This window comes from Pseudoalteromonas sp. TP27 (genome assembly GCF_056470645.1).
The window spans coordinates 36,557-53,012 of sequence record NZ_JARDAK010000006.1 but is presented as its reverse complement, the minus strand read 5'-3'; the positions used below and the strand labels follow the sequence as shown (position 1 = coordinate 53,012).

Here is a 16,456-nt window from a genome sequence, read left to right as displayed (position 1 = left end):
TTTATATTTGCGACAAATATATGAATTTTATAAACCACGAGGTACATACACATGTTTGCTGAACGATTTACTCGTGCCCGAAAAGCCTCAGGCCTATCAATGCAAGCACTAGCTACCGCAGTTGGTGTATCCGCCAATGCTATAAAAAAATATGAGCATGGTACTGCTATGCCGTCTTCTTCTAATTTATTAAAACTTGCAAGCGCACTTGAAGTGCGCACTGAATACTTTTTCCGTCCTATAAAAGTAAAGTTAGAAGGTGTGGAATATCGTAAGCGTGCAAGCACACCACAGAAAATTTTAGATCGTATAAATGGTGATGTTTTAGATCAGGCTGAGCGCTGGCAAGAACTTTTAAACTTTTATCCAGACTCAATTAAACCTATTACGCCATTTTCACTACCAAGTACATTACCTGATGTGATTGATTCATATGAGCAGCTAGAAGGTGTAGCCACCACTATGCGCAATGAATGGGGCTTAGGCTTAAATCCTATTCATGACATGATTGATACGCTGGAATCGAAAGGTGTAATGATAATTTGCACTGATGTAGAAACAAGTAAAAAGTTTGATGGCCTCGCGGGTAACATTAATGGACTACCTGTTGTTGTTATCTCTACGGCACAAAGTGGTGATCGTCAACGGTTTACACTCGCTCATGAATTGGGTCACTTAGTATTGCACAGCCGACTGTCTGAAGAGCTTGATGAAGAAAAGGCATGTAATCACTTCGCAGGGGCTTTTTTATTACCAAGCACTAGCTTAATACAACACTTAGGTAAAAGCCGAACTCAATTAGAAGCACAAGAGCTATACATGCTCAAGCATGAGTACGGCATAAGCATGCTTGCCTCTTTGTACCGTGCTTCACAGTCTGGTGTAATTTCATATCAAACCCAAAAGAATATGTTTATTTGGTTTGGTAAGCAGGGCTGGCGTACTCAGGAACCTGGCAAACCTTATCCGCATGAGATTACTTACCTCTATAAGCAGCTAGTATATCGTGCGCTAAGTGAAGACTACATTGGTATATCTAAAGCAGCAGAACTATTAGGGGTATCACTTTCAAGCTTTCACAAAGAACGAAAGTTAGAGGTGCTTAATGCAGCAGCTACTAATTAGTGATGCCAATATATTAATAGATATGGAAGAAGGTGAGCTACTAACCCAACTTTTTCAGCTACCTTACCAATTCGCCATACCTGATATCTTATTCGTTGAAGAGCTTGAGGAAGAGCACGCACATTTACCTGCTATGGGCTTAACTTTAGAAGAGCTATCACCTGATTCAATGATGCATGCAATGGAATTAATTCCGCTGTATTTAAATGCCAGCCGTAACGATATATTTGCTTTGTGTTTAGCTAAGCAAAAAAACTGCCCTCTTGTAACTGGCGATATGGCTTTAAGAAAAGCTGCTGAAAAAGAAGGCATTGTTGTCCAAGGCACTATTTCATTAATAACGCAGCTTGTTAGGCAACAAATAGTAACGAAAGAAACTGCATTAAAGGCCTACGAGAAAATGAAGCTATCAGGCCGAAGACTTCCTTGGAAGGTGGCTATAGAGCATTTAAACGCCTTATAACGTAAGTACGGCATAGAGCCAGTGCGTGTAGCACTGGCTAAATTAGTTTTTAAGAAGGAAACAATATGTCACTTTATAAACAAGAATTTGGGCAAAGCTTTGACCTCGGCTTTGACTTAAATGATCACCCTTATCTAATAGATAAAAGCTGGCACAATGATCTTTGCCCAAGCTTTTATTTCAAGGTAGGTGAGCTGTTTTATGTATTATGGGTTGATCATGCTGACATAGAACAAAGAGAGGAAGATACGCCTAGATATGTAATTATTGAGGCAAATAATGAAGGAACTAACGAAGAACCGGAGGTTTATGCTGGTAACGGAGAAGTATTATTTGAGTCTGAAGATTATGCTGATTTAAAACTCTTTTTAGATGCTCTGCTAGACAATAAATCACCTCATTAATAAATAGGATTATTCAGAATATATCTAAAGCCTAAATGCATTGAAAGTATGCTAGCCTAAAACTGTAAAAATTTATAGAATGATTTTATTAACCATGGATGTAAGCATTTGATATGATTTCACAATCAAATAGAAAGTCAGTCTCCTTCAAAGCTCAGGCTAGGACAATTGATCACCTAGGAAAAGGCCAAATAGCCGATGCGCCTACAGCTGTCAGTGAATTATGGAAAAATTCCTACGATGCTTATGCTAGAGATGTAGCCCTTCACTTGTATGACGCTGATATTAAGTGTGGCGCTATTATTGATAACGGCTGCGGCATGACATATGAGCAACTAAGCGACAGCTGGCTAACAATTGGTACAGCATCAAAAACAACTAAAAAGCTGCTTCCAGAAAATGATCGCTTTGGTTTACCTGACCGCTTTACACAGGGTGAAAAAGGGATTGGCCGGCTTTCTACAGCTTTCTTGGCTCCCGTAACTCTTATAGTTACTAAGAAAATAGATTCTCGCTTTTCCGCTGCGCTTATTGACTGGCGTCTTTTTGAAAATACCTATCTCAGCCTACATGATATTAAAGTGCCGATGAGTGAATTCGATTCATTAGAGCAGTTACCAGCACTTTGTAGTGAATTACAAAAAGATATGTTATCCAATCTAGCCCTGGAACCTTCAGAAAGTAATCCTGACGACTTAATATTAAGGCGAGCTTGGGAGCGCTTCACGGATGATGAAAAAGAAGCTTATGCAGCGCATCAAAGTGATTCAAATAACAGTGTATTTATCTCAACTGAGGATAAAATAAAGCGCCTGAGTGAATCATTTTCTTTTAATGAACATTATCTAGAACAATGGAGTAAAATCTTAGAGAGTGCTGAAAACTTAGATGGTCAAACGCATGGTACTGCACTTTTTCTATTAGATTTAAATCGTGATCTAGAGCTCTTAACCAATAGGGGTCAATTAGGGCGGGATTCAGATGAGTTTATAGCAATTGAAGAAAATTTGGTTGATACATTAAGGGCTTTTGTAAACCCTTATGATAGAGAGGAAGATGATCAAAATATTAACTTTCGTTATGAAATAATAAAGTTTGACCGAGAGTTTTGGAACACCGGTAGTTATAGCACTATTTTAGATTATCGGGATGTGTTTGGTTATAACGACTTCTCAAATTTAGAGCATAAAATTGAAGGTGTTATAGATGAAAAAGGCTGGTTCAGAGGAGCTGTTAGAGCTTTTGGTGTAGAATACGACAATGTAGAAATCCCATGCCGCTCTTCAGGAATGTCAGCATACACTCAAACTGGACAATTCAATCTACAATTAGGTGCTTTCGAATTTGATCAATCCAAATCAACTCATACTCCAGAAGAGTTAGCTGCTATTAAAGAACAAGCGGCAAAGTATTCGGGATTTATGATCTCTCGAGATGGACTAAGAGTGCTACCTTACGGACGTGTAGATAATGATTATTTTGAGATAGAGGAGAGAAGATCTAATAGTGCTGGCCGATACTACTGGTCAAACCGTCGACTATTTGGTCACATAGCACTTCATCAACAAGATAATTATCGTCTAAAAGATAAAGCAGGTAGAGAAGGCTTTATTATTAATCAAGCAGCAAGAGAATTAAAATCTCTTGTTATTAATCTATTGATAAATTTAGCTGATAAGTTTTTCGGTGCAAAATCAGATAACCGTCAAGTTGTTCTTGAAGCGCTTTCAAAAGCCAAACAAAAACAGAAAAAAGCACAAAAAGCATCAGCTAGGGTAAATGTAAAAACTTTTACTTCAACTTTGAAAAGAAATGAAGACATATTAACTACTCAAGTTGAAGAAGCTAAATACTTACATACTGAGTTAGGGAGTGACATTTCCATATCCCTTAACCAGCTAGATAGCTTAATTAAAAAAATTGATCGAATTGAATCACTAAGAACAGATCTTAAAGTGCCAAATAAGCCCGCAAAGGTAACTGAACCATTAGAAGAGCAATATCGATCTTACCGAGATATGTTTGCCGAACTAACAGAGTTATTGCAGACATGTAGAGAAAGGCTAAATAAAATTGAAGCTAAAGGACAGTACTTTTCACCCATACAGAGTGCTGAGAAAAAGTACAAAAATTGTGATTCATCGCTCAATAAACAGCTAAATCGTTACACCTCTAATATTGAAAGTACTTTTGAACGGCTTAAAAATTTCTGGATAAGCGAATCCAGAGAAGATAAAAAAGCTTATGAGAAAGAAGCTCTTCCTATTTTAGATGCTGTTACTGAATCTAGCGATGTAGCATTTACGCTCAATAGTTTAGATGCTATTTACATAACTCTCGCTGATGAATTTTCTTATAAATACGATGCATTTTTACAAGCTTTAGATAAGCTTGAAAATGGTATAGACCTTGACTCTGCTTTTGTAATAGCAGAGGAAGAGCGCGTAAATGCAGAGAAAGAAATAAATCAAATACGAAGCCTTGCGCAACTCGGAATCAGTTTTGAAGTTATTGCTCACGAGCTAAATGCTCAAGATAAGGCTGTTACCCGCGCTCTTAAATCAATGAGTAGTGACGCGCAAAGTCAAATAGGCTTTAAAAATGCCATGGCTGCACACAAACAATTTACTGACTACCTTCGCTTTCTATCTCCTTTAAAGTTATCAGGTTACCAAGCTCGTGATGATATTACTGGTGTCGAGATTATAAAAAACATTAATACTTTTTTTATAGATCGGTTTGAACGACAAAATGTTGAGCTAATAATCAGCCCCACCTTTGAAAAGATGGTTGTAGTAGATGTGAAATCTCGAATAATCCCTGTATTTATAAACGTTTTAAATAATGCCCTATATTGGGTTAGCCTTGCAGAGCATAGAACAATAAGAATAGATATTATTGGTGACTTAGTTGTAATCGCAAATAGCGGACCAGCGGTAGACGCGGAGGACATCGATAGGCTGTTTGAGCTTTTCTATAGCCGGCGTTCAAACGGTAACGGGGTAGGCCTTTACTTATCTAAGCAAAACCTCTCCGTCGCGCACCATAAAATTTGGTACGCAGAAAAGGAAGAAGAAAAGCTCATCAAAGATGGCGCAAACTTTGTAATTCAATTTCGTGGTATGGAAATCAAAAAATGACAAATGCTTATAAGAGTAAAATTGTTGAAGCTTTTCGTGACAACTCTATCAAATCAGTTCTGCTCATTGATGATGAATACCAGTCATATGAGGCACTTGTTGAAAACAAAGCCACTATAAATAAAAAGTTAGTGGAGTTAGAAAGTTCTAGTATCACTGATCTAGCTGAATACAAAAAGAACCTCTCGAAAATCCTAGAAGAAGATAAAATCCAAGCCAATGAAAAAACCGACGAATTTTTAAGACGAAGTGATATAGCAAAGAAATTTACAGAGTTTTTTCATGAAAAAAAGAAAATATGTACTGTTGAAAGTAACGTCGAAAAGCTGGAAGTCGAAAAAATAAGAAAGAGCGATCTCGTAGTTTTAGACTATCACCTTAATCCTGAAAATAAAGGTAATGAAGCACTGTCTTCTTTAAAGCTTATATCTGATCTATCGAACAATAAGCATATGAATATTGTTGTGATCTATACGAACGAAGTGTTAGTAGATGTTTGGCGACAAATAGCTGCCGTTTTATACGGGGATAGAACTCAATTGATTGAACTTCAGGGTGATGAGTTAGATGCATGGGAGCAAAACCAAGTAGAATGGAAAGATGAGTGGGAAAAATCTGTGTTTAAGAAATCAATGATTCGAGAACACTTGCTCAGCGAATTAAATTTCGCCCCTCTGCTCGCAGAGCTAAAGGCATTATTAGATGAAGATGCAGCAGATGAACTAAGTATATCCCATATAAAGAGACTACTTGAAGACTCAATCCAAACATTAAACCTAATAAAAGCCGACTCAACGAGCTTTGCAATACATGGTACTGAGGGTCAATGGCTTCAAGCAGGCCATGTATTTATTGCTCTAAAGTCTAAAAGGGATGATAAAGATGACCCCAAAGATATATGGGATTGTATTGAAACGTGTCTGCACGATTGGAGACCTAGTTTTTATAGAGTAATAACATCACAGCTTCAGAACCAGATTGAAGACGCCAACCTTTCAATGGAAAAAGTGTTATCGAAAGGAAAAATAGAACAAATTTCAATGCTTTGGGGAGTATTAAGAGTTGCTGATGACAGCCGCCACATTGCAGCCAAAGATATGCTTGCTAATCTATTGAATGACGTTTCAGATAATATTAGAAATGACTTACACTTAATTGATTTTGTCGTTGAATCTGCAAATAATACTGCTGATAAGTTACCTGAGTTTTCAGGTCAAAAAGATAACCCTGGTAAGCATCACAATTTTATAAATAAAATGCTAGATATATCAGCTGAAAATTACGAAGCTGTTTCAGCTGAAGATATGAATACAGACTATCGATGTAATATCGTTCATGCTTTTAACGAACAATTATGCACTGTAAAAGAAGATGTAAGTCATATTTCTACTGGTGTAGTAATCAAAGACATTACTCATGATGATTATTATTTATGTATTGCACCTAGCTGTAATACAGTGCCAAATCAAACTACAGGAAGCAGCTTGGTTGCAGCAATGACACCTCATCGAGCAATGAGATTTATCAAGCTAACAATAGAAGAAAATTTAAAAAAGGCCCTAAAAAACGCTCACCAATCAGACATTATTTTTGTAAGTCATAGTAATAAGAGGTTAGCTCTAAAAATATATGAAAAAGATGGTGTCCCAGCTATAGTTCAGGGAGTTGTTGTTAAACACGATAATGAGCCGATAAAAATTGGAAATACTAAGAAAATACAATTCGTAATTACAAATGACAACAAAGAACTAGAAATTACTGAAAAAGAGTTTTTACCAATAGCTAAATTGAGAGCCGGTTTTGCATCTCGTTATCAAAACACTCAACTACAATATGAAGCTAGAATTGGTGTGGACTTTATGAGCGCAACGATTACTTAGAGTTACTTTCTAATATAAATTTAATATGCTCTATCAGTACCTGTGCCATCGCAACAGGTACTGCATTACCAATTTGCTTTGCCATAGACATTATCTTACCTGAAAAAATATAATCATCAGGAAAGGTTTGTAAACGAGCAGCATGACGAAGAGAGATCCCATGATTTAACCATGGGTGAACAAACCGGCCTTTTGAAGGGTTGTTGCACCCTGTGGTCATGGTATTTGATGGTATATGAGGATAAATCCTGCCATATACGTCTTTATGCCCAGAATAGCCTTTATGACAATCTAACTCCCGCCCTGACTCATCCCTATCACCTAGTAACGGAGTATTCTTAAACAGGTTTTTCATAACCTCAGAGTGACACATATTCAAATTACAAGGATCAGTTTCATTTAGCACCTTGCCCCACTGTAGTTCATCCACAATTTTGTTTGAATCATCACTTGATAAGTTAAATTTAGTTTCGAGCCTGCTTTTAAATCCATCTAAAATAGATGACGGCGGTTTTTCAAATACCGTTGAAGATGTCAGCCATTTAGAATCCCCAGATTTAAAATGCGTTGGCTTTGGTGGCCACTCGATATCGCCTTTGGCGATATCAGTGCGGACTGCAAATATAAAAGCTCTTCGTCGGTTTTGTGGAACTCCATAGTCTCTTGCATTTAATATCATAGGTGCACCAGTTACTATCTGGTAACCATGCTCAGCAGCAAGATCTATAAACTTATTTAGATAGTCTTTATGGCGCTCCCACAAAAGCCCAGGGACATTCTCAACTAAAAACGTTTTTGGTTTTAAATGACGAACAAAATCGAAATAACGAATGAGCAAGGCATTTCTAGGATCGTCTTTGCCAGAACCTTTTATTCGATGGGAAGAAAACCCCTGACAAGGAGGCCCGCCTAGCAGAATATCTAGCTCACCTTTCTTTATTCCTTGATATCGCATCATAGAGTCTATATCTAGATTTTTTGTAATATCTTGAGCAAAAACTTGTGTAGGTGCATCAAGGCGGTCTACCAAATTATTTTGATAGGTTTCAGCTGCATTTAGATCAAACTCTATAGCTGCAAGGACATCGACCCCTGCATTGTGGGCGGCGAGTGAAAAACCACCAGCCCCAGAAAACAAATCCACTGCAGTCAAATTCCGTATCATTTTATACTCTTAATAACAAAAACGACGGCAATTATACTGAAGTTACTCTTACATGAGTAGTTATATCCAAACAACTGCGATTTAAATAATATCCATTTATAAATTATCTAGCGTCAAAATAATCTGACCTAACTTTCTTCCCAGCAATGGAGGAACGGCGTTACCAACCTGCGTATATTGAGGTACTTCATATCGCCTCATTTTACCGCCAGTGGTTACCTTAGAGCGAAATTCGAAGTTATCAGGAAAAGATTGTATGCGCGCCATTTCTCTTACAGTAAGTGTACGAAGTTCATCTTCATGATAATGGCATGCATCATCAGGGATAGATAAAGCTGCTGGTGCAGGTGAGTTTGGAGTCAAAGCTTTCTGTGTTTGCTTTTTAGTTGGGTGACGTTTCAAATAACTAATAAACTCTTGAAGGCTTTTAATAAGCTCTAATTCACCATCTAAATTTAAATACTCATACTTTGATAATACAGCCCATGCGTCATTACTAAGGGTTGTAGATTCGCTTTTTAAAATAGCGAATACTTCTTTACTTATAGCTTTACTACCTACTTGTTGCAGTACTTGATAAAGCCTAAAGCGCCTTTGCACAAGTTCACCATTGGCACGCTTATCATGATTAGGGATAGCGCTTCTATATGGTAATTTAAAGGTACTGTTAAGTTGAGTAACAAAGTTAGATGGCTCTATACCTTCACCTCGAAGATCATCAATTGCCTCACTAACAGAAACCTGAGTCCCATTGATAAGTTCGGATAAAAAGCTTTCTTCGAATACCTTTGGTTGTTTATCAACATCAAAGTAATCTAAATGACCAAATTCTAATTCAGCTCCTTTTTCTTGCACCATATTAAAAAACGGCAAGGATGAAGCGAGTAGACTAAGGCTTTGCTCATTCAAGTGCTGTGCTTCAGAAATAGCTTCATGAACATCTTGTCGAATAGCTATAAGAATAAAGCGAGGTCTGTTTTGTGCAATGCCTACGTAACGAGCATTAACGTGAAGGCAAAGCGGCACGTACCCGATAGAAGCGAAAGCTTTCGCGACTTCATACCATGCATGGTACTTATTGCCATCATCGTCTTGAAATGCTCTTAAAATACCTGTTACGTTCTCAAGCAAAGCAAAACGCGGCCGAATACTATTTACAAAAGAAACAAATTCCAAAGGTAAGGTGTTTTTTTCACAATCTTTTTTTCGTGCACCTGCCATACTAAAGCTCTGACAAGGTGGGCCGCCTGAAACAAGTGTTAATTCACCTTTCCCGAAACTATTATGTAACGCATCAGCAAGCTCCGGTCGTTGTGATAAAAGGGTGTTTAACTCCCTGACACTACCAACCAATAACTTGCCTTCGTATTCACGAATATCAGCAGGTAAATCGCTGTAACCACTCTCATCAATAGTAGGAAACTCAAAAGGGTTTTCTCGTAATCTTGCATTCAAATCATCGTTGCGACTATTAATCCACTTCACTCGTTCCGGCTTTGTTTGGGCTTTAGCTAAGTCACTTAAATTTTCATTAAAGAAATTATAAGCAAACGTCTCTGCTGCCATAGGTGATAATTCATTGCCTAAGACAAACTCAAAACCCACACTTTCTAAACCTAATGAAAGGCCGCCACAGCCAGCAAACAGCTCAATATGCCGCACAAATAAATACTCCGAAACTTTAATGGCTAACATTTTAACGCAACCCTGAAGCTAAGTCCAGGGTATAAATACAAGCTAAGAGCTAATTGTTTATATAACTGATTTAATAATTAAGAAGAGGGAGTTATTCACTTGCTAACTGTTTAATTTGACGAGCAAATTCTTCATAGTTAATTGCATAAGTTTTAAGCCATTTCAAACGTCTTTTGGCATTTACAGCTCTTGGAGTGCCTTCGGCTTTCTCCAGCCTTCTTTCAGCATCTTCTATTGCAGCTAATCGCTCACGCTCAATGACAACATAGTGTGTTTCAGTATCTAAATAACCTGCGGCTAAATCATCACCAATGTCTTTAGTGCTTTTACTTGATGCATTACAACCATTGAGTGAACACAAGTATCTCTTTGCACCTCGGTGCAATTCACTTGAGCTTAATCTGGCTCTATCATTAGTGCTAACTTGGACAGCAATAAATGCTGAAACACTATTGATATCGCCACTTTCCGCATAAGGAATTACGAAATCGGTATTAGAGCCTTGATAAATAAACTGTGTTCCGTACGTTACACCTTTAACTAAGCCTATTGAACGCATTAGTAACTCTATAGCTTGCTCAGCTGCGTTGCCTGCAGAAGACTTTCTAGATTGAGAGTTACTGGATTCAGCATACAAAGCAATTAGCATAGTAGCTCTTGCTTTCGCATCTTTATCTTCTGATTGAAGTGCATCTTTGATTATGGTCAAGAGCTTAGCGTCTTTAGCTTTAAGAGCATCTCCCTGAAATTTAGGAAAGATTTTGTAGAGATCGTAGAATAAGTTTAATTGACCGCCTTGATTTAACTCACTCGCCATACTTGCAAATGAATCAATTAAAGCATTCGCGTCATTCTTCACGCTATAAACTAAGCTATTACCTTCACTTATTATATTTTCTTTAATTTCATCCCTTTTCTCATTTCGGGCCCATGTCATAAAACCTTTACCAAAAAATACTGGCTTTAAAGCATCCTTCAAAACTACATGCTCAGCATTTGATACCGGCTCACCAGCAAGTAATGCTAGTAGAATGTTTTCGATATTATAATTCATATACTTGTAATCCTTACGTTTTATAGATCATCCTATCAAATTAAATCCTTTTTACTATAACTTTGTAGGCTCCCTATACTTTAATTCGAATATTGTATTAAGACATCTAATAGTTTAATCCAATTAAGTACTGCTGGGCACTATGATTCATAGGCAGAAATTAAATATATATTGCTGCCTATGAATAAAAATTAAATTTTAAACAGTAACTTATAAAACTCATAAGCTACGAGGGTATGCGAACTCATTTGTACTTATTGCAGTATCTTCAAGTTTAAGCATTAATTTTTTTGCTTCTAGTATTTCTTCTTTTAAAGATTGTAACTTAGCTTCATTAATTAATTCTCTCTTCCTAATCTCTTCTGGAATACAGACCTCTCCGACATATTCATTTAACCCCGCCCAATCTAATTTTTTTTCTAGTGAAGCTTTCTTTTTACATTGGTTTATCTCTTCTGAAATATGATACTTTCTTACCCCAGATTTAATTTGAGTGATCAATCTATTTTGCAGGACGGTGTTCTTTTTGATCTCTAACTTAGACATAAAATATAAGTAATAAGAGCTTGCATCTCTGAAGCAAAGTACTTTCCTGAAGCTCCTTGACTTACAAAACCTAAATTGCTCTAAGGCTTCTTTAGATGCAGTATCTTGCTTTTCTTCATTTATTTTCTCTATCGCTTTTTCTATAGGGCCTTTCTGACTATAAATTTCTTCTACTCTCATCAAACTGCCAAGCAAATGATAGCGTAACAAATTACATCCTTTAAATACTTCTTCCGCTAAAGACTTAGAATCATTATTTAGCAACCTATCAAAAATTATTTTTTGATAGGGAAAAAGGTTTTCAGCCACTCCGACTAAAGTTAACTCGATTCCCTTAAATACAGACTCAAACTCCTCATCCCCTTCAGTCCATAATAAGGATTGGTATTGCTGGATAAACTGACCACAAGTAGCTCCATCTGTGTCAAAAAGGCTTTTAGAAAAATGAATTATCTTTTCTTTACGTTTTTCCTCTTCTTGAATTATCAAAGCCTTTCTCTTTTCTTCTTCTTTTCTTCTTAACACTTCTGCATCTTGATCCCAAAGCTTTCTTGCGAGAGGTTTTGTTACTTGTCCTAACATATCCCAAATACGAATAGCAGGTTGCTCTTGGCAGTTTTCTAACAAACTATTTTTTATAAATTCATCACCATACTTCTCATCTTTTTGCACCCTTTTAAAACTTGGAACATAAATATTTGCAAGTATTACAGTGGGGTTACTTGCTTCTCCTTGAATATCCTTATAGCTCAAAATACCATCATTAAGAGAGCGGCACATTGCTACTCCGGGTTTATCAGAAATATAACTATATAAACTAGTTAAGCTTGATTGAGCAGCCTCATTGACTTCCATTGAAGAGTTCAATTGACATAAATCGAAGACCCTTTCATGAAGAGCATACCTATAAACACTATTTTTGAGTTGTTGTTTATAAAACCCTTCTATTAAGGAATCTCCTGTGTACTCCATATCCATAATAGATAGGCTCATCTCAGTAACTTTTCTAGCCTCTGATATTTTATTAACTACTCTGAACTCATTTATTGTAGAGCATGAGTATGGAGATTCAGTTTTAAGTGGCGGGGCTTCTATATCTGATTGCCCGCAACCAGTTAAAGAAAAAATTACTAGCGTAGATAAAAGAAGGTTTCTCTTATTCATATTAACTTCCATGATTCTATCCCTTATGAATTTATTTTAGTATAAGGGAGAAGTGGAATTAATAGAATAAGGGTTTTGGACTAAAATTTAATTTGCTCTTCATTAGTGTTACTTTCAATTAGATCATAACCTGAGTAATACAGATAACTAATAACCTCGGCGCGGGAGGAAACACCTAGCTTATTCATTACCTGTTTTATATGTGCCTCCACTGTTTTAACATTAATACCCAATGTGTTTTTTATTTCTTGGTTAGAATAGGTCAGTAATAAAAGCTTACATACTGACCACTCCATCGTTGAGAGTGACTCAATACCAAAGTCATATTCAATAATACTGATCGTTTTGTAAACTGATAAGCTAGATATGGATACTTTCAATTTACAATCAATGTTGTATATAGCTGACTTTGCTAACATATTGGAGAGGGGCGGAAAACGGCTATCTAGTGTGCATAACTTATTATAAAAGCTATCAAATTGATCTGTTTTTCCAATTAGCTCATCATGACTATCAAAGACTGCTCTTTGGTTTCTCGTTACCTTCCAACCAAACCGAATAAACTCCTTAATATTCATCTCAACTGCACCATCTAAATGAGGTGCTAAAAAATCAAGAACCTCAATATCAGTTTTACAAAACTCTTTTTCACTACTCAAACGCAAAAGAATTATGCTTTGCAATTCATCGCTACTGCTAAGCGTTATAATTATCGGGGTTCTATATTGTTGATAGTCAGGATGATCGCATAACACTTTGGACCACTCATCGTTGGACAACAGTGTTACCGACGAATCACTAAAGGATGCAACCCGCTGTAAAAATTTTACAGCGGTTGATGTTCGCATTTTACTTTTCGCTTCATGAAAGTAATATCGACTAAAGTGACCCACAGGGCCATGCTTATTTCCATAGACCCAAATTTGACTAGATGAATTCATCATTCCATTTAGCTGCTCACTAAGTTTCTGTTGGAACAAACTTGGCCCATGAATGAGAGCCACTTCATACATTTTACTTAATGTATTCTGATAACTAGATGGCGTGGATTTTGATATGTTCTGCACACTCAAACTATCCATTCCATTAGTGCTATTACAGCAGATTCTCGGGTATTTACATTCAGCTTTTGTAATACGCTATTAACTTGGTTTTTTACCGTGTTAGGGCTTCGGCACAAATAATTTGCGATATCTTTATTGCTCAATCCATTGAGTAATAATTTACTTACCTCAATTTCTTTTGGACTTAGTAGCTCTTCAACTAGAGGAAGAGTGATCTTAATAAAAAACAAACCTTGTTCATGTTGTATCTGTATTAAATATCGATTCAACCAGAAGCTTGATGATGTAGTAACACCTCCATGGGGTTCTAATTTGAGAACGCCATTATCTAATACATCGCATTGAGTCATTATGTTTATGAACTGCTCCTGAGCTTCAATAATAGTACCAAATCGATCAACAACCCCTCGCACTAACCTTGCAGAACTGTTTGGCATAAATGAATACAATAAATTGAGTCTAAAAGCTTGCAGTAAAAATGGTAATAAGAAGGTTATCTGCTCCCGCTCTTGTGCGGTAAACTTAAGAGCAAAATCACTTCGGTAGATACTAATTGCATGACTAACTGATGTATTTTCACTTTTACAAACTAAAGCAGCTAATGCATTTTCAACAGCATATAGCTTACAGTGCTCAGAGTAATAAACAGAACGCTGCCACTCGTCCACTGAAACAACTTGCCACAAGTCGATGAATTGATTTGGATGGTTAATTAAATATTCATTCAATAAATCAGGTGTGTCGGCAGTACTTGCGATACTGAAGTAATTTTCCATAAATGCATCTGGCTGATTAAATAAGAAAGAATCATCAACCCAGTGAACATTGATTTTATTGAACATATCTGAACGCGTGGTCCAAAGTCCGCTATCGAATTGAATTACACTCTGCAAGTGCTCAAAACAGTATTTCTTAAACTCCCCGATATCTTTATCCTGAGAAGCCGCAAAAAGCGACTTAAGCCACAAACTTACTTCATGTTCACTCAAAGCGAATTCCTTTTATGAAATTACAACATTTAACCAACTGAAGAATAACAGCTTTATTGAAGCAAGGTACTAATTTTACGTCAAACAGCATAGCTGTATGCATTCAATCGCTTTAATCAATTATTTACTAGCATGCATGGCTACGGTTAAAACTATATAACAGTGTAAGTTGCTGAGATCCTTCTCAGCTATAGATTCACTTAGATAAAACTAAGAAGTTTAAGCCTCCGCAATAAAGTTTTTGATGATAAGATTCAATTGTAAAGCCAACACTTTCCACTTGCTCAATCAGCTCTGTCATGTCGACTAAATTTGCATCTTTGTCGTTTATTAGTTTCAGATTATACTCTCTAAATTTCTTATAATCAGGGTGCCCTACTAACTCCTTTTTTGCTTGTTTATCCAATAAAATCAAGTCTAAACTTTTATTTGGTGTGGCTAAAACAAAAATACCACCGACCTCAATTAAATTGTAAATGTGCTTTAATGTAGCAAGTGGGTTTAGCCATGAATAATAGCTATTTAAGCTAACCCCTGTATCGAAAGATGAGCCATTATAATCTTCAATAAACCCGTGATGAACGCTTTGCTCATTTATAGGCTCTATTTCTTTAATTGATTCTCGAGCAATATCAATCATCCCTATTGATGCATCAATACCAATGTAAGACTCAATCATTTCATTATCAGATAATAACCACCCTACTTTTGCACAACCGCAGCCAAAATCACCAACCTTACCCTTTAAATACTTCACAGCTTCTTGCTGGAGTTCGCGTTGAACCTGTGTTTGCACTGAAGCAAACATCCTCGCATAATCATTCCAGTCTTGAGCTGTAAACGTTGCAGAGTTCGTATATTGAACAACCCCAAGCCAGCCATAAAAACAGCTGCTTAAGCTATTTAAACGCCACTGAACCAAAGCAAAATCGTGCTCACTGCCAAATTTAAGCTCAGTATTCCTTACCAATACATTAGCCTGAAATCTTGCTTCATGAAGACGTAAATCTTTACTCTTAACCAGACCTGTAATTGTCGGTATCCCTAAAGTATTAGCAAGTTCCACAAAACATTTAAAATACAATTTAAGTAATGACTGCCCTTTCACACCTCCAATATAAAACCGCCCAACCTGTAATGTGATGTGTTTATTTTTGTTAATCAAAGCAGCCTCTCTCATCCATACTTCAGGCACTATCTCTCCATTCAGCCATGATATTGACACAGTACTCGTAATCACACCTACTGTGTCCTCAGTGTATAAACAGACGGAAGTATCAGTGTTGATAACTGCCTCATTAACATGGATTGTGGGGAAGAGTGGTTGATATACATTTTTTAAGAAATTGCATACTCTTAATTTATCATTTGCTGCAGTAACGACTTTAATTCCTGCATTTTTGTTTAACACTTTATCTAATATCAACAATGCGTTACCTTTATTTAATGGAAGATTCATTAGCCTCTCCCTCTAACTTTTTCTTCAATCCACTCATCTACTTCAGATTCAACCCACGCTACTGATTTTGCACCAAGCGATAATTGTTTTGGAAAAGACCCTTCAGCAATAAATTTATAAATACTTGAATGGCCAAGTGATGTTTTTTGTATAACTTCTTTTAATTTGATTAACCGCATTTTTCTATCTCCGTTATAGGTTCAAGAGATATGTCAGTTGCGTAGAAAGTTACTTTTTCGAGCTGGTGGCTAAATCCAAAATATTGAAGGCATATATCACTTAGGGGTATCAATCATCCACCTGAGGAC

Annotated in this window: 13 protein-coding genes; 5 read left to right on the top strand and 8 right to left on the bottom strand. The window is 36.6% G+C overall.

What is annotated here, in order from left to right; all coding sequences use genetic code 11:
* Positions 1-51 precede the first annotated feature (51 nt).
* The 5 genes from PX700_RS09265 to PX700_RS09245 all read left to right on the top strand — a co-directional run bounded on the left by PX700_RS09265 (position 52) and on the right by PX700_RS09245 (position 7,012).
* The gene (locus tag PX700_RS09265; RefSeq protein ID WP_479520557.1) at positions 52-1,125 is read left to right on the top strand and encodes a helix-turn-helix domain-containing protein; all 1,074 of its coding nucleotides are present in this window, start codon (positions 52-54) and stop codon (positions 1,123-1,125) included.
* Positions 1,106-1,588, top strand: coding sequence for a PIN domain-containing protein (locus PX700_RS09260; protein ID WP_008127170.1), 483 nt, complete (start codon positions 1,106-1,108; stop codon positions 1,586-1,588). Before PX700_RS09265 ends, PX700_RS09260 begins: the two co-directional genes overlap by 20 nt.
* A gap of 65 nt (positions 1,589-1,653) precedes the next feature.
* The gene (locus PX700_RS09255; RefSeq protein ID WP_479520556.1) at positions 1,654-1,992 is read left to right on the top strand and encodes a hypothetical protein; all 339 of its coding nucleotides are present in this window, start codon (positions 1,654-1,656) and stop codon (positions 1,990-1,992) included.
* 113 nt (positions 1,993-2,105) lie between these two features.
* The gene (locus PX700_RS09250) at positions 2,106-5,132 is read left to right on the top strand and encodes an ATP-binding protein (protein WP_479520555.1); all 3,027 of its coding nucleotides are present in this window, start codon (positions 2,106-2,108) and stop codon (positions 5,130-5,132) included.
* Complete coding sequence (locus PX700_RS09245; RefSeq protein ID WP_479520554.1) at positions 5,129-7,012, top strand: response regulator receiver domain; 1,884 nt, start codon at positions 5,129-5,131, stop codon at positions 7,010-7,012. Before PX700_RS09250 ends, PX700_RS09245 begins: the two co-directional genes overlap by 4 nt.
* Here PX700_RS09245 and PX700_RS09240 read toward each other — a convergent pair.
* The 8 genes from PX700_RS09240 to PX700_RS09205 form a co-directional block, all read right to left on the bottom strand.
* Positions 7,005-8,156 (bottom strand): DNA cytosine methyltransferase, encoded by a 1,152-nt coding sequence (locus PX700_RS09240; protein WP_479520641.1) that lies wholly within the window; start codon positions 8,154-8,156, stop codon positions 7,005-7,007. The genes PX700_RS09245 and PX700_RS09240 overlap by 8 nt on opposite strands.
* Before the next feature lie 117 nt (positions 8,157-8,273).
* The gene (locus PX700_RS09235) at positions 8,274-9,872 is read right to left on the bottom strand and encodes a DNA cytosine methyltransferase (RefSeq protein WP_479520553.1); all 1,599 of its coding nucleotides are present in this window, start codon (positions 9,870-9,872) and stop codon (positions 8,274-8,276) included.
* A gap of 91 nt (positions 9,873-9,963) precedes the next feature.
* Entirely contained in the window at positions 9,964-10,926 is a 963-nt protein-coding gene (locus PX700_RS09230; RefSeq protein ID WP_479520552.1) for a hypothetical protein, read from the bottom strand.
* A gap of 219 nt (positions 10,927-11,145) precedes the next feature.
* Positions 11,146-12,648 (bottom strand): hypothetical protein, encoded by a 1,503-nt coding sequence (locus tag PX700_RS09225; protein WP_479520551.1) that lies wholly within the window; start codon positions 12,646-12,648, stop codon positions 11,146-11,148.
* Between the two features lie 68 nt (positions 12,649-12,716).
* Entirely contained in the window at positions 12,717-13,616 is a 900-nt protein-coding gene (locus PX700_RS09220; RefSeq protein WP_479520550.1) for a helix-turn-helix domain-containing protein, read from the bottom strand.
* An 89-nt stretch (positions 13,617-13,705) separates the two neighbouring features.
* A complete protein-coding gene (locus PX700_RS09215; protein ID WP_479520549.1) occupies positions 13,706-14,689 on the bottom strand; it encodes a response regulator transcription factor in 984 nt (327 codons plus the stop codon).
* Between the two features lie 196 nt (positions 14,690-14,885).
* A complete protein-coding gene (locus PX700_RS09210) occupies positions 14,886-16,148 on the bottom strand; it encodes a class I SAM-dependent methyltransferase (RefSeq protein ID WP_479520548.1) in 1,263 nt (420 codons plus the stop codon).
* Positions 16,148-16,327 carry an AlpA family transcriptional regulator gene (locus PX700_RS09205; protein ID WP_479520547.1) on the bottom strand — a complete coding sequence of 60 codons (180 nt, stop codon included), beginning with the start codon at positions 16,325-16,327 and terminating at the stop codon, positions 16,148-16,150. The genes PX700_RS09210 and PX700_RS09205 overlap by 1 nt, the downstream gene beginning before the upstream one ends.
* Positions 16,328-16,456 lie beyond the last annotated feature (129 nt).

Bases quoted from the DNA above. Each gene is read 5' to 3' on its own strand.
- PX700_RS09265 (WP_479520557.1), top strand. From the start codon at position 52: ATGTTTGCTGAACGATTTACTCGTGCCCGAAAAGCCTCAGGCCTATCA.
- PX700_RS09260 (WP_008127170.1), top strand. From the start codon at position 1,106: ATGCAGCAGCTACTAATTAGTGATGCCAATATATTAATAGATATGGAA.
- PX700_RS09255 (WP_479520556.1), top strand. From the start codon at position 1,654: ATGTCACTTTATAAACAAGAATTTGGGCAAAGCTTTGACCTCGGCTTT.
- PX700_RS09250 (WP_479520555.1), top strand. From the start codon at position 2,106: ATGATTTCACAATCAAATAGAAAGTCAGTCTCCTTCAAAGCTCAGGCT.
- PX700_RS09245 (WP_479520554.1), top strand. From the start codon at position 5,129: ATGACAAATGCTTATAAGAGTAAAATTGTTGAAGCTTTTCGTGACAAC.
- PX700_RS09235 (WP_479520553.1), bottom strand. From the start codon at position 9,872: ATGTTAGCCATTAAAGTTTCGGAGTATTTATTTGTGCGGCATATTGAG.
- PX700_RS09230 (WP_479520552.1), bottom strand. From the start codon at position 10,926: ATGAATTATAATATCGAAAACATTCTACTAGCATTACTTGCTGGTGAG.
- PX700_RS09225 (WP_479520551.1), bottom strand. From the start codon at position 12,648: ATGGAAGTTAATATGAATAAGAGAAACCTTCTTTTATCTACGCTAGTA.
- PX700_RS09210 (WP_479520548.1), bottom strand. From the start codon at position 16,148: ATGAATCTTCCATTAAATAAAGGTAACGCATTGTTGATATTAGATAAA.
- PX700_RS09205 (WP_479520547.1), bottom strand. From the start codon at position 16,327: ATGCGGTTAATCAAATTAAAAGAAGTTATACAAAAAACATCACTTGGC.